The organism is Streptomyces sp. C36, assembly GCF_040932295.1.
In the GTDB taxonomy this organism is placed as follows: domain Bacteria; phylum Actinomycetota; class Actinomycetes; order Streptomycetales; family Streptomycetaceae; genus Streptomyces; species Streptomyces triculaminicus.
Map to the genome: position 1 here is coordinate 79,095 of NZ_JBFQGI010000010.1, position 12,416 is coordinate 91,510.

At 67.8% G+C, this 12,416-nt stretch carries 11 protein-coding genes, 1 pseudogene and 1 CRISPR repeat array; of the genes and pseudogenes, 2 read left to right on the forward strand and 10 right to left on the reverse strand.

Going from position 1 to position 12,416, the window contains the following annotated elements; genetic code table 11:
• Positions 1–46 precede the first annotated feature (46 nt).
• Positions 47–607, forward strand: coding sequence for an XRE family transcriptional regulator (locus AB4K12_RS27610; RefSeq protein WP_368437093.1), 561 nt, complete (start codon positions 47–49; stop codon positions 605–607).
• Positions 608–913: 306 nt separating this feature from the next.
• Here AB4K12_RS27610 and AB4K12_RS27615 read toward each other — a convergent pair whose 3' ends face one another.
• From AB4K12_RS27615 to AB4K12_RS27650, 8 genes are all read right to left on the reverse strand, one after another.
• Positions 914–2,320, reverse strand: a complete 1,407-nt coding sequence (locus AB4K12_RS27615; RefSeq protein WP_368437095.1) for a zeta toxin family protein — start codon at positions 2,318–2,320, stop codon at positions 914–916.
• Positions 2,313–2,537, reverse strand: coding sequence for a hypothetical protein (locus AB4K12_RS27620; RefSeq protein ID WP_207248806.1), 225 nt, complete (start codon positions 2,535–2,537; stop codon positions 2,313–2,315). The genes AB4K12_RS27615 and AB4K12_RS27620 overlap by 8 nt, the downstream gene beginning before the upstream one ends.
• A 338-nt stretch (positions 2,538–2,875) precedes the next feature.
• Positions 2,876–3,160 (reverse strand): hypothetical protein, encoded by a 285-nt coding sequence (locus AB4K12_RS27625; protein WP_368437098.1) that lies wholly within the window; start codon positions 3,158–3,160, stop codon positions 2,876–2,878.
• A 417-nt stretch (positions 3,161–3,577) separates the two neighbouring features.
• Positions 3,578–3,793, reverse strand: coding sequence for a hypothetical protein (locus AB4K12_RS27630; RefSeq protein ID WP_368437100.1), 216 nt, complete (start codon positions 3,791–3,793; stop codon positions 3,578–3,580).
• Complete coding sequence (locus AB4K12_RS27635; RefSeq protein WP_368437102.1) at positions 3,790–4,212, reverse strand: hypothetical protein; 423 nt, start codon at positions 4,210–4,212, stop codon at positions 3,790–3,792. The genes AB4K12_RS27630 and AB4K12_RS27635 overlap by 4 nt, the downstream gene beginning before the upstream one ends.
• Before the next feature lie 279 nt (positions 4,213–4,491).
• Entirely contained in the window at positions 4,492–4,734 is a 243-nt protein-coding gene (locus tag AB4K12_RS27640) for a peptide deformylase (RefSeq protein ID WP_368437104.1), read from the reverse strand.
• A 943-nt stretch (positions 4,735–5,677) separates the two neighbouring features.
• Complete coding sequence (locus AB4K12_RS27645; protein ID WP_368437106.1) at positions 5,678–5,839, reverse strand: hypothetical protein; 162 nt, start codon at positions 5,837–5,839, stop codon at positions 5,678–5,680.
• 312 nt (positions 5,840–6,151) lie between these two features.
• Positions 6,152–7,034: direct repeats of the CRISPR family, unit length 29 nt; unit sequence CGGCTCACCTCCGCTCGCGCGGAGCTCAC.
• A gap of 361 nt (positions 7,035–7,395) precedes the next feature.
• Positions 7,396–10,653 carry a hypothetical protein gene (locus AB4K12_RS27650; protein WP_368437108.1) on the reverse strand — a complete coding sequence of 1,086 codons (3,258 nt, stop codon included), beginning with the start codon at positions 10,651–10,653 and terminating at the stop codon, positions 7,396–7,398.
• 44 nt (positions 10,654–10,697) lie between these two features.
• Between AB4K12_RS27650 and AB4K12_RS27655 the strand changes: the two genes are divergently transcribed.
• Positions 10,698–11,252 carry a hypothetical protein gene (locus AB4K12_RS27655; RefSeq protein WP_368437110.1) on the forward strand — a complete coding sequence of 185 codons (555 nt, stop codon included), beginning with the start codon at positions 10,698–10,700 and terminating at the stop codon, positions 11,250–11,252.
• 51 nt (positions 11,253–11,303) lie between these two features.
• On the opposite strand, the pseudogene AB4K12_RS27660 reads toward AB4K12_RS27655, so the two are convergent.
• Positions 11,304–11,697, reverse strand: a pseudogene (locus AB4K12_RS27660) (NUDIX domain-containing protein); the annotation flags it as partial.
• 366 nt (positions 11,698–12,063) lie between these two features.
• On the reverse strand, positions 12,064–12,273 hold the full coding sequence (locus tag AB4K12_RS27665) for a hypothetical protein (RefSeq protein ID WP_368437112.1): 210 nt from the start codon (positions 12,271–12,273) through the stop codon (positions 12,064–12,066).
• Positions 12,274–12,416 lie beyond the last annotated feature (143 nt).

The following is a 12,416-nucleotide window of genomic DNA, read 5'->3' on the forward strand; positions in this document are numbered from 1 at the left end:
GGGAGTTGATGAAGCGGTGTTGTGGCCCAATGCAGTAGGGGCAGTCATGAAGACTGGCCCGGACCGAGAGATCATCTCGGCCTATCCATACCGTTCGGCGTGCCCGTCCTCTGTGTGGCGGCAGCTCATCGGCGACAGCACTCGGGACATCGTCCTCGCCGGTTACACGAACTACTTCTTCTGGATCGAGCAGCCCGAGTTCCACGCCACACTGCGGGCGAAAGCTGAGGCAGGATGCCGCGTACGGTTCCTGCTCGGTGATCCTGACGGCCGGGTGACTCAGCAGCGCGAAGGTATCGAGGATGTTGCCTTCAAGGTGTCCACACGCATCCGTATCAGCCTGGACGAGCTGGCCAAGCTGCCCGACCTTCCTGGTCTGGAGGTGCGCTTCTCGTCCGAGGAGGATGCCACGAACCATGTCGGCTTGTCGGTCTTCCGGTTCGACGACCAGGCCCTCGTCACGCCGCACCTCGCACGGTTGGTTGGGCACGATTCGCCGATGTTGCACCTGCGCAAGCTCCAGGAAGGCGGCCTCTTCGACCGTTTTGCCGAGCATGTCGAGGAGCTTTGGGAGCGCGGCTGCCCTGCCACGCTGACTGGCGAATGATCAAGGTCCACCGGTCGTCGTAGAGTCGCCTGCCGGTATGCCAAGGGTAGTTGCCATGGTCCTTTCAAAGCGTCTGGCCGCGACACAGCCCGTCGCCGCTGGGGGAGCGCCGACCGCAACCGCACCCGCTGCATCGCGGCACCTCACGTCGGCGCTGTTCAGCAACAGGGCCCGCCCTGCCCGCGCGCGGTGGGTGCTCCGCAGCCGACGGCTCGCTCCCCCCGAGCCCCGGCGTGGTGACGCAGCAGTGGCGCTGATCTGAGGTGTATGCAGGCCAGCGCCACTGTGATGTCGCTTGGTGGTGCTTTAGAGCGAGCGGCCCTGGCCACGGGGAGGGTGCTGCGGACCCCGAAGACGAGGAGCGCTTACCGCTTGAGGCGGAGGCGTGGTCTGCGAAGGCCGAGCCGGCCCCAGGGCGGCGTGAAGCTGCTGCCTCAGCCCATCCTCTGCCTGCCGCTGGACAGGTGACAGGCCTCTGCGCCTGGTGATTTCGGCGGCCGCCTGCTGCCGGTGACCACCCAGCTGCTCCGACCGCGCCTGTGCGGCCCGGGCCTGGCCCCGGGCGTACTGCTGGTCTTCCTGGGCGGCCTTGCGCGCCCGGTCTATGACCTCCTGGGGTGCTCCTTGTTTCGTGAGTAGTTGCACGGCATCAAGTGGTTCCTGACCGGTCGGCGGGCGGGCGACCCGAAGGGCGGCCTCTTCCGCGCGCGCCAGCCGGGAGTGCAACTGGGAGAGCTGTGCGTCCGGCACCAACGTGAGCGGTATATCGGACGTCGGCGGCTCGGATACCACCGCCTCCAGCATCGACTGGACAGCGGTGTGTGCGACGCGCAGCTCGCTGCGGGGATCAGGGTCGGCCATCACTGCGACGGCCTCGGCGTCGGCGGACACACGCTGCAGAACGGGCCGGGATGTGGCGTCTATCTGCCCACGAGCGGCCAAGTCGATGATGACTTCGCGCTGGCGCTCCATCCACCTGCCTGCGTCGTCCGCCGGTAACGGCCGGGCGCGTCCAGCCGTCAGAGCCTGCACCGCGGCGGGCTCACCCGTCCAGAGGCCGTCGGGTCCGCGTTCATTGACGTACAGATCGGCACCGGACCGGTCAGTGATGGTGATCCGGTGCACCGCGGGGCTGGCCTCGGCGGCCGCGATCGTCTCGGGCATCATCCGCAGCGCAAGGTCGTGCAGGTCCGGCGGCGTCCAGCGCCCGCCCTCCAGGTACCGATGCAGGCCGTCGAGCCGGCTCCGCTCCTCGCGCACCGCCAAGCCGACTACCTCGACGGTGTATCCGGCCTCAGCAAAACGCTCGGCGGTCGAGAGCGTCATGGCCGGATCCCGGAAGACCCCCTCGAGCATCAGGCTGTACCTGTTCTCCAGCGCGTGGTCGATGCTCATCCGCACCCATGCGCCGGACGCCTGTCCGGTGGCATCGGGGAAGAGCCAAGGCTCCTTCTCCAGTATCTCGTGGTGCTGAGGATGGAAGGGGCGGAGCTCATCGCCAGTGAGCGGAACCAGCTGGCGGTCGGCGTGCCGCTGCTGTGCGGATTTCATCGCCTGGCTCTTGCCTGCCGCTGGCTGTCCTCCCAGCAACACCAGCACCGGTTGGCTCTGCGGTGAGAACCTGGAGAAGAGGAAGTTCTTGACACCGCGGCGTTCGTGGAAGATTGCCGCTAACTCGGACTCGGCTAGGAAGTAGTCGCTTGCCTCAGCCACGTGCAGCCTTCAGCGCCTCAAGCTCCGCCCTCCAGATCCGGATATGCGCGATCAGCTGAGCTCGGTCGCGGGCTGGCACTGCGTGCTGGGTATCGCGCAGCGTCATCACCTTCTGCCACCACTCCTCGCTTTCCTCCTCCGTGGAGGCAGCACGCGATAGAGCGATGTACTGGCCGGTGAGCTGGGAAGCGGTCTCGGCGAAGGTGTCGTAGACCATGGCTGTTGGCACATTGGGGTATGGGTCATCGGGCTCTGGACGCTGGGCGTGTGTGTTCATTGGTGTTCTCCTTGGGGTAGTAGTGGTGCGTAGCACCGTGCGGGACGGCGGCTGCTCAGCCGCCAGTTGTCGATCTTGCCGAACGCAGTGCGGAAGGCAGACGGCGGCCCCTGGACAAGAGGGACAAGGCAGGCTCGGCATGTGGTTGATGTCGGACTGCTTCCCGTCGGTCCCGGCCCCATCACCGCCCGCTTCGACATCCAACGAGCCCGGCGAGGTACAGGGTCTATTGGTTGTACGCCCATGCGCGGCCGGTACGCCGGTGCTAGTCGCTTGCCTCAGCCACGCTCGCCCTTCAGTTCCGCCAGCTCAGCTGCCCACAGTCGGATGTGCGCGATCAGTTGGGCACGGTCGTAAGCCGGCACTGCGCGCTTGGTGTTGCGCAGTGTCATCACCTTCTTCCACCATTCCTCGCTCTCGTGCTCGGTGGCGGCGGCATCCATGCGGGCCACGTATGCGCCGGTGAGCCGGGAAGCGGTCTCGGCGAAGGTGTCGTAGACCATGGCTGTCGGCACATTGGGGTACGGGTCATCGGGCTCTGAGTGCTGGGTGCGTGTGCTCATTGGTGTTCTCCTTGGGCCGATAGTGGTGCGGAGGACAGTGCGGGGGTGGCGGCTCCTCAGCTGCCAGCTGTTGATCTTGACGAACGCGGCGCGGAAGGCAGAAGGCGGGCCCTGGACAAGGGACAAGGCAGGCTTGGCATGTGGTTGATGCCGGACTGCTTCCCGCCGGTCCCGGCCCATCGCCGCCCGCTTCGACGGGTTCTGTATCTGCGCTGCTGAGGCCCCGGCGCTCAGACGCTCGGCTTACCTCCGCTCGCGCGGAGCTCACTTCTCGACCAGCCTGGCCTTCGCCTTGTCGGGCTTCGGACTCCTAATCTGTCCCCAGGAGAAAAGTAGCCCTGTGTGACACCCGACCGTGTCGTGGTCACTGCGGGTCTCCCTGGTATTACTGCTGAGCGCGAAGGACTTCACCGCAGGTCAGAGGATGCGGCGCTGGCCGGGGACGAGTCGCCAGTGGCCCGGGTATTCGGCGCTGCAAGTCGCGCACTGTGCGCGGTAGAGGGCGGCTGCCGGCCCGAGGGTGTCGGCCGGGCGGGCGTGTAGGCGCTGTCCCTCGATGACGGCGACGAGTTCTGTCCACGGGGTCGGGCAGGTGCAGGCGGGTGGTAACGCCTCGTCAGTCGGCGCGGTCATTCGTCGCTCCCGTCGTTGGGCGGGTCGGCGGCTCGCCATTCGCGGGGCTTGAGGCCGGTGGCGTGCTGGACGGCGGCGACCTCGGCGTGGTCGTAGGCGGTGCGGACGCCGGAAATGGACATGCCGGCCGCTGCAGCGAGGTCAGCGAGCTTGTAGGGGCGGGGCCGGGTGAACTCTCGGCCGTAGGCTACGAGCCGGCGGATCTCGGCTTCGGCTTCTTCGCGGCGGCGCCGGGCACCGGCGAGGGCTGACAGCAGCGGCTCGGCGTCGTCGCCGTGCGCGTCCCAGGCGGCTTCGAGATTGAAGGCGGTGCGCTCGCGTGCCTCAAGGATGTCTGCCCAGACCTCGCTCCTGACCTCCTCGGGGAAATCCTCAAGGTCGGGCGTCGGGTGGAGGATCGCAGCAATCTCTTCGTACATACTCATAGGTTCAGTCTGCGCAACACTTTGCGATGAGCGCAACAGATTTCATCGTTCGAAATCGGCCAAGCTTGCGTAGGTTCGCTCTTGGTTCTCGCCAACGTCCAGTTGTTGGAGCAAGACCAACCTCCCGAGACCGAGACCCTGCTTGCCGGCGGCGGCACCGGGCTTGCCGGGGACGTGAATGCGTCGGCACGACTGCCGTAGCGGCAGGTACGACGCGCTGACTCACTCAACGCGGAGGAAGCGCTGGACGGTCGGGCGGTAGAGGTGAGAAGGCTATTGGTCGTAGGTCCATGCTCGGCCAGTCTGCCGGTACTCCTCCGCTGGGATCGGTTCGACGCCGGGTCGCACGCGGGCGGTGTAGAGCAGGCCGTCGAGGTGATCGATCTCGTGAGCGACTAGCCGGGCGAGGCCCCGCTCGTAGACCGTGGTGACCTCGGTGCCGTCCAGGCGGTGGTCACCACCGTGATCATCAGGGGGCGAGGGACCATGCCGCGGACGTCGAAGAACGACAAGCACCCCCCCGTATTGCTCGTCCGTCTGCTCCGAGCGGGCGGCGATGCGAGGGCTGAGCAGGACGATCGGCGCGGCGGCGGAGTCGGCCGGGCTGGACGAGGGCCGCCGCCCGGCCGATGCCGGTGTGTGGGGCGGCGATCCCCATGCCTTTGGCGAAGGGGTACACGCACGCGATGCGCTTCATCGAGGTGAACAACGTCTCGACAGTGTGCTCGGCGGTCTCTTTCTCAGCGGGCAGGGGTGAAGGGCCGGCTGGCCTCGGCGAGGAGGGGAGCGCCGTACTGCGCGACACCGAGGTCACGCATCTGATCGCTGGGCCGCACCGCCGTCACGCCGGCTCCCTGCCGCTCGTTTTGGTCTCGGGCCGGGCTCGGAACTGCCACTCGAGACGGTACCGGGCGCGAAGGGGGCCGGTGTGGAGGTCGTCCAGGAGAACAACCGCGTTCCGTTCTCGTCCCGCCGGACGGGGGCAGTCCGCAGCGGGCCCCCACCATCCGGCGCGCGGTTCGGCGCAGCGCAGGGCCAGGCACGGTTGCGGCAACAGCAGTTCGAGCCGCATGTCCATGTCGAGGCTGAAGGTGTCGCACGGTTGATGTTCGACCAGAACAGCGAGGTCAGCCCCCGCCGACTCTGGGGCCTTGTCGGCTGGTTCACCTCCGCTCGCGCGGAGCTCACGCGCGATCGGCTTAGCCCAAAACCGGTCGGCGCGGCTCACCTCCGCTTGTGGGTGGACAGCGAGATTCCCCGTTGGCGGACAGCGGAAGGGGTGTCGGCCGTGGCCACTCTGCGTGATCAGGTTCAGCGCTTGACGACTTGGGATCTCCGTACCGAGAGAACACGCTCTTTGGAACGGTCAGGGCACGCTTGACCGAAGGCTTCCGGGCGACAGCCTGAAACAGGAACCAGACGGGCCCAGTACAGGCCCGGCCGGTTCCGCTGTAACTACCTAGATGGCGATGCCGACGACGCCGCCGACGAGGCCGCCGGTGCCGCCGAGGACGTCGAGGGCCATGCCGATGATGCCGTTGGCTTGAGCTGGGGAGGCAAGGCCGATGGTGAGCAGGGCTAGCAGGGCAGTGGTGGTGAGCGGGCGGAGAATGCGCCGCATGGCGGGCCCTTTCTGTCCGTTCGCGGCCAACGACGGCATGCCCACGTGGCCGCGTGGTCTCTTGACCGGGGCACCCGGGGTATTCCAGATCCGCCCGAAGGTTTTCCTGCTAGCCATACGGGCTAACGTCATGTCACCCATACGTGTCGCACGGTCCGTGATGACCCCACGAGCGCATCACGCAGCTCCTCTCGTTGTATCGGCCCGAGGGCGCGGCGATCACCCCGTCGAATGTCACTCAGCGTCGCCCTGTCCGCGTGCGGGGACGCCAACTGACCACCACGGATGACCGCGAGCGGGGGATTTGTGGTGTCCGCCGTCACCGCTCGCGCGGAGCTCACGGCCCGCTGGACGCTCTTCGACCCCGAGCGCAAGGCTCACCTCCGCTCGCGCGGAGCTCACGTGCGCCCGAGGTCGCAGTGCAGCACTCGGACCGGCTCACCTCCGCTCGCGCGGAGCTCACGTCGCCCCCACTGGGGTCATGACTGCACGGCGCGGCTCACCTCCGCTCGCGCGGAGCTCACGACGCGCTCGACCTGCACCCCCACCTCGCCACCGGCTCACCTCCGCTCGCGCGGAGCTCACGACAAGGCCTTGTACACGGTCACCACACGCCACGGCTCACCTCCGCTCGCGCGGAGCTCACATGTCCCGGCCCACCGCAGACCGAGCAGACGCCGGCTCACCTCCGCTCGCGCGGAGCTCACGGTCGGGGAGTGCCGCGCGAACGGAACTTCGTCGGCTCACCTCCGCTCGCGCGGAGCTCACGTCGCCACATGGTCCGGATTCGAGTCCGGCGCCGGCTCACCTCCGCTCGCGCGGAGCTCACTGTCCTTGTCTTGAGTGGACACAAAGCGTCGGCGGCTCACCTCCGCTCGCGCGGAGCTCACGACTGGCCGGCGGCGCCTGCGGGCAACGCGAACGGCTCACCTCCGCTCGCGCGGAGCTCACCTGAGGGACCAGCGCCGGCGCTGAAACGGCAGCGGCTCACCTCCGCTCGCGCGGAGCTCACGAGACTCCCCCCGTTCAGGCCGGCCCTGCCCCCGGCTCACCTCCGCTCGCGCGGAGCTCACCCTCACGGGCAAGGCTCAGGGCAAGCTCCATGCGGCTCACCTCCGCTCGCGCGGAGCTCACTTGGCCTTCAGCTTGGCGAACAGCTCCCGGAGCGGCTCACCTCCGCTCGCGCGGAGCTCACCCTTCGCGACCTGCAGCGTTGTAAGGGCTTTGCTCTTTCTTGACGCTTAGCTGCATATGGCACAGCATCCATGAACATGATGGATACACGCTTACACACTCAAGGGCCTAGGGGCGGATGGTTATGAGAGTGGTCCTTTGAAGCTCAGCTCCTTCGGCATAGCCACCTGGAGCTTGTCCCGGTCACCGACCGGCCTTACTTGGCCGTCGCTCGCCCAACGTCGTACGGGCCACGTTGGCTCTTCCTGCGGCCGACGAAGGCGAGGCCGATGAGCAGGAGTGCCTGGTCAGGGGGCGGCGCTCTGGTGCCGAGTGGAGATGCGTTGCGGACGTCACTGCTGCGTTCCCTCGATCCAGTTGTTCTACCGGCTGATGCCTTTGAAGCCTGCCCTTCCAGAGCCGTAGTCCGGGGGGCGGCGATGAGGTCCTGGCACCTGGCGTGCCTGTTCGGCGGCGCGGCGTTGGGCCTGCTGTCGCAGCGCTTCGGAGTGCTGAGCGGCTTCCCGGGCACGTTGGGCGGGTGGGAGTTGCTCCTGCCGGGCGGCTTCCTTTCGCAGTTCAGCCGCGCGGCGGGTATGCCCCTCGGCGGTGCGGTTCTGGGCGGCGGCCTGCTTGAGCAGGTGGTCATAATCCTGACGGTCTACCTGCTCAGTGCGCTTGGCGATTTCTGGCAGCCGGGCGCGACCCTGCGCGATCCGTTCCGACACTGGCTGGTGTGAGGTGCCGCCTGCGACCAGGCTAACGTGCTCATGGGCCTGGCCCCGCAGGTGCTTAGCCTGGTCGCGTTGGTCGGTGGCCTGCTGACTCAGAGCTTTGACCTGCTCGGTGCGCTGGGAGATCTGCCCCGCGAGTGCGTCGGCTTCGGCCATCATCCTCTTGCGTTGCCCGAGCAGCGCTGACCGTGTGAGCGCGGCGCGCTCCCGTAGGTCCTCTTCGCGACGTGCCTGCTCACGGTTGGCGTCAAGTAGAGCCTGGACCTGGCCGTCAAGGATATCGGCGCGCTGGTCGGCGGCATCGGCGCGGACCAGGCAGTCCTCGGCGGAGGTCAGACGAGCGACGACGAGAGCGTACTGCCGACGGCCTGGGGCGGCGTCGGTACCCAGTACCGCGCCCAGCTGATCGGCCTGGGCTGTGAGCCGCCGGGCCGACTCGCGTGCGCGGGCGGCGGCCCTCTCTGCTTGTTCAGCAGGGGTTTGGGTGGTCGTCGACCTGGACCGCGCGGCGGCAGCGCTCAACGCTCGGAAGCCTGATGCAGAGGCTGGAACCGATGGGCGTTCCGCTGTCTGCTGGGGAGCCGGGCCAGGCTGCGTGGGCGGGCTGTCCAGACCGCCTTCCGTCGCGCGGTGCCTGGCCAGGTGAGAGCCTTGCAGGGCGGTGGCCATGAAGCCGGCTGCGACGTTGCCGCTCTCCGATGGGGTTGTCTTCGCGTCAAGGAGAGCAAGACGGGCCATGTCGTCTCGACTGAAGACGTTGCTGGGGAGCATTCGGGATGCGGCGCCGGTCACGTCGACTGAGTGACGCTCGCCGCTTGCTTCGAACTCCAGCCGGTAGCCGAGGTACTGGCGATCCTTGTCGAAAAGCAGCTCTCCTTGGACCTGGCCGCTCGACGACCGAGCCCAGGAGTCCATGGAGTCGAGGGTCTGGGGTATCCGGGAGATCCGGCCGAGGCACGCCACGTATGCGTCCCCCTCGATGCCGAGCGGGTTGCCCGCGCTGTCGAGGGCTGCGAGCCGGACCTGGCCATTGGGTCCTGTCACTGTGCCGACCGCACCGAGGTAGCGGTCGGAGTACGTCACCAGGCGCCCGTCTCCGCCGTACTGGGCATCGTGTTTGCGACGCAGCTCCGTGTATTGGGCGTCGTTGTGGAGGACGAATGGCGCGTCCTTGCCGACCATGGAGACCCTGGCTTCAGGATTGGCCTCCAGGATGATCTCGGCGTTGGCGATGGCGGCGCCGCCGACTCCGGCGATGACCCAGTCGTTGGCGACGAGCGGGTCGTAGGCGCCGTCACCGACCTCGTCGCCCATCAGGACACGCTCCGGTGCCGCGGCACGGGCGTGCTCCCACGCTGCGGTGGCACGGAGCGTCTCAGCGGCGCCCGCCACGCGCGGATCGCCCGAGGACTGCAGGACGTCGGCCACCAGCGGGTCGGTGAGCACGGCGAGTGATGAGGCTGCCCGGCCTTCGCCATGGGGCAGCTCGAGCAGCTGTTCGCGGGCGCGGAAGGCCTGGGGTGTGCCTGCGGACATGAGGTGCTCCGCGAGGACCTCGGTCGCTTCCGGCACGGTCGGCACCTGGCGGTTCGCGCCAGGGATGATCTCGGGCGGGATACCGGTGGCGACGAGCGGGGAGCCCTTCACCTCGATCCTGATGGGCTCCGAGCCGTCGGCCGGGGAGATTTCTGCGACCAGTCGGCCTGCCGCGTTGATGCTCAGGTTCGCCCGCCCGTCGACGAGTGGACCACGGGCTGCGGCGGTGTCCTCCCAGAGCTGAAGAGCCGGGAGCGGCACTCGCTGTTTGGGATCCGCGAACTGGTAAGGATCGCCCATACCGCTCTGCCGCAGATGTCGTACCTGGTCAGCGGACTGGACGATCGCCTTGATGGGATCCACATGCCAGCGCCCGCGCGCGTCGACGAGCAACACGTCCGGGTCACGCCCGGCTAACGCGGCCCCGCCGCCGATCATGACCTCGCGCTGCGGGTACCGGCCCTCAGGCAGTGTGGCTTGTTCCGCGCGCAGCTGGTCGAGCGTCCGGCCGCTGAGCGCGGTCCGCTGTTCGGCGGCCACGGCGGCGGCCTGCCCGAGCTCCTCCCGCGGCACAGGCGTTCCGTCCGGCCGCAGTCCGGGCATGGGGAACTCTCCCAGAGGCTGCGGAGCCTGTTGCTGAGCGGTCCGGGTCGCCCTCGCCTCGCCCAGCGCCCGCGCGTCCACCGTACTCAACCGCTCAAGGGGAATGGCGAGTTCTTCCAACGCATCACTCGCCTGGGCCTGCAGATGCGGAAGCGCGATATCCATACGCACCTTGGCCGCGTACGTCTCGGCAGTGTGCTTCTGTTCGTCGGAGACCGGCGCCACCGGCCGTAGCCCCGACTCATCTATGAGTGTCGAGATCCGGTCACGGGCCTCCCGACGCTCCGGGGCGGTGAGCGCCGCGTCGTTCATCCTGGTAGCAAGGTAGTTGAACTGGCCCACCCGGCCCAGGTCCTGATCGGACAGCTCCGGATGCGCGGGCAGCGCGGCGCCAGGGGCAAGCAGGTTGCGTAGTGGTGGCTTCCCGTTCACCGCGGTCCGTCCCCGCACGGCGAGAAGCTCGCCCACTTCGCGTGAGAGCACCTCGCCGACGCGTGTCGGCGCCAGGGTATCGGCGAGCTGGACGACGTACCTGTCGGTCGTTGTGTTGGTGAAGGTGCGCGCCAGGAGCGGCTGCGGCAAGGCGGCTGTATCCAGGCGCAGCTCGACCTGCTTTCCCTCGGAGTCGCTCAGTGCGTAGAAGCGTCGGCCGTTCTCTTCAGCCACAAAGCTGTCACGTAGTCGGTCGGCGTATAAGGCTCGTAGCACCGTGGGCAGGGCGGCCTCGGCTTCGGTAAGCAGCCGTTCTGCGTCGGCACCCTGGTCCACTGACGTCCCCCCGTTTGGCGTCTTCTTTCCCCTAGGATGATGGCATGTTGATCACTCGTTCGATGCAGGAAGCCCACCTGTACATGGATCTGCATCCCTGTGCGTGTGGCACGGAGGAGTTCGATCGGCAGCACCGCCTGGAGGACCGTGACGGGGTCCTGACCTCCGTGTACGAGGGTGCATGCCCACAGTGCGGTCGCACGCGCCTGTTCGAGTTCACGACCTCCGAGGCCCGTCCGCCGGCGCCTCCTGAGTTCGGTGGTCCGGAGCCCTCGCAGATCATCGATCCAGGTGAGTTCATGTGGATCGGCGACCGAGTGTCTACCGAGTCGGGGCTGCGGCTGCTGAACACTCCGCCTGCCGAGCACCGTGAGATCCGTCCGGCCACCGCGTATGCGATCGCTGCATTCGAGGAGGTGGCCAAGTTTCTGCCCGAAGGCGCCGACTGCATCCCGGAGGACCGATTCACCTCCGAACGAGGGCGTGAGATGTACGCCAAGGACCCGACACGGTTCACGCGTAAGCGCATCACCTCCCACCTCGAGCTGAAGCGGGAGATCCTCGCTGGCATCGACCGGTTCAGTCCGCCGCAAGACTGAGAGAGCTCTCAAGGCCCGCTCAGGCGGGCACTGAAAACGGGGATCAGGCCTTCAGGCCCAGCAGCAGGGGGCCATCAGGCCGACCAGGGTGGCGCTGCTGACGATCTCCCGTCGGGCGATCATGCCGGTGATGTCAGCCAGCGGGATCCATTCCAGTCGGTCCGACTCGTTGCGTTCCGTCGGTTCCCCGATGCAGCGGACCCCGTTTGCGCGGAACACGAAGTGCTGGGAGTCGGTGATCCTGGCCGCCGGCTGGGCGTAGATCAGTTCTTCGGGCGCCGCCCGGTTTCTTCCTCCAGTTCCCGGGCGGCGGCGAGGTGTCCGTGACGAAGCGGCGGCGCCACATCATCAGGACGCGCTGCTGGTCGTCGACGGCCGCTGCTACGGTGCGGTCCCGAAGCCGAACGACTTGATAGTCGCTGCGGAGACCGTCGGGTTGCGCGAGGCCGTGACGGTGACCAGATCGCTCGTCGACTGCCTCGGGAAGCCCGTTGATCAGCAGTCACCAGCCACTCCTGGCGCGCGGGCGCCAACACCGACCTCGCCGAACGCGGCGTCCCGCTCGCCGAACGCAACGCCGCCGGCCGCTGGGCACCGGCCTCGCACACCGCGGACACCGTCTACGACCGCCGCCACGGCGTCGGTACGCGCGACCCGCTCGAGCAGGTGCCGCTGTATGGCGGGAACCACAACGAAAGCACCACGCCCACCAGCTAGGCACGCACGCAGGAGCTGCCCCGATCTCCCGCACGCTGGGCTTGCATGAGAGGACTGAAACCCCCGCCGTCAGTGCCCACCTCGGCGGGATGAGTCATCGGCCGTGCCGGGCGTGGGTGTCGCGGCGCAGGCGCCGGTACACGAGCCGCTGGGGCATCAGCCCCTCGCGCAGGCTCGCGGCCCGGTCGGATCTGACGCGCACGGCGCCGGTGAACAGCCAGCCGCAGAGTGCGAGGAACACCAGGGCACTGACGATGTAGAACCATATGGGTTTGGTTTCCTTCAGGTCGGCAGGCTGGCGCACTGACCTGAGGTCAGGTCTTCTATGGGCTCGGGTATGGCACGTTATCCGAGGCGAGACGCAGCGTGCCCCCGGTTCGCCGAATCCGTGCAGAATTCCGGCCAGATTCTCCGGGGTCTGTACGGGGAGGGGTCCGATCGGGCAGA

Excerpts from the sequence above, each read along its gene's own strand:
- AB4K12_RS27610 (WP_368437093.1), top strand. The coding sequence starts at position 47 with ATGAAGACTGGCCCGGACCGAGAGATCATCTCGGCCTATCCATACCGT.
- AB4K12_RS27620 (WP_207248806.1), bottom strand. The coding sequence starts at position 2,537 with ATGGTCTACGACACCTTCGCCGAGACCGCTTCCCAGCTCACCGGCCAG.
- AB4K12_RS27625 (WP_368437098.1), bottom strand. The coding sequence starts at position 3,160 with ATGAGCACACGCACCCAGCACTCAGAGCCCGATGACCCGTACCCCAAT.
- AB4K12_RS27630 (WP_368437100.1), bottom strand. The coding sequence starts at position 3,793 with ATGACCGCGCCGACTGACGAGGCGTTACCACCCGCCTGCACCTGCCCG.
- AB4K12_RS27635 (WP_368437102.1), bottom strand. The coding sequence starts at position 4,212 with ATGTACGAAGAGATTGCTGCGATCCTCCACCCGACGCCCGACCTTGAG.
- AB4K12_RS27645 (WP_368437106.1), bottom strand. The coding sequence starts at position 5,839 with ATGCGGCGCATTCTCCGCCCGCTCACCACCACTGCCCTGCTAGCCCTG.
- AB4K12_RS27655 (WP_368437110.1), top strand. The coding sequence starts at position 10,698 with ATGTTGATCACTCGTTCGATGCAGGAAGCCCACCTGTACATGGATCTG.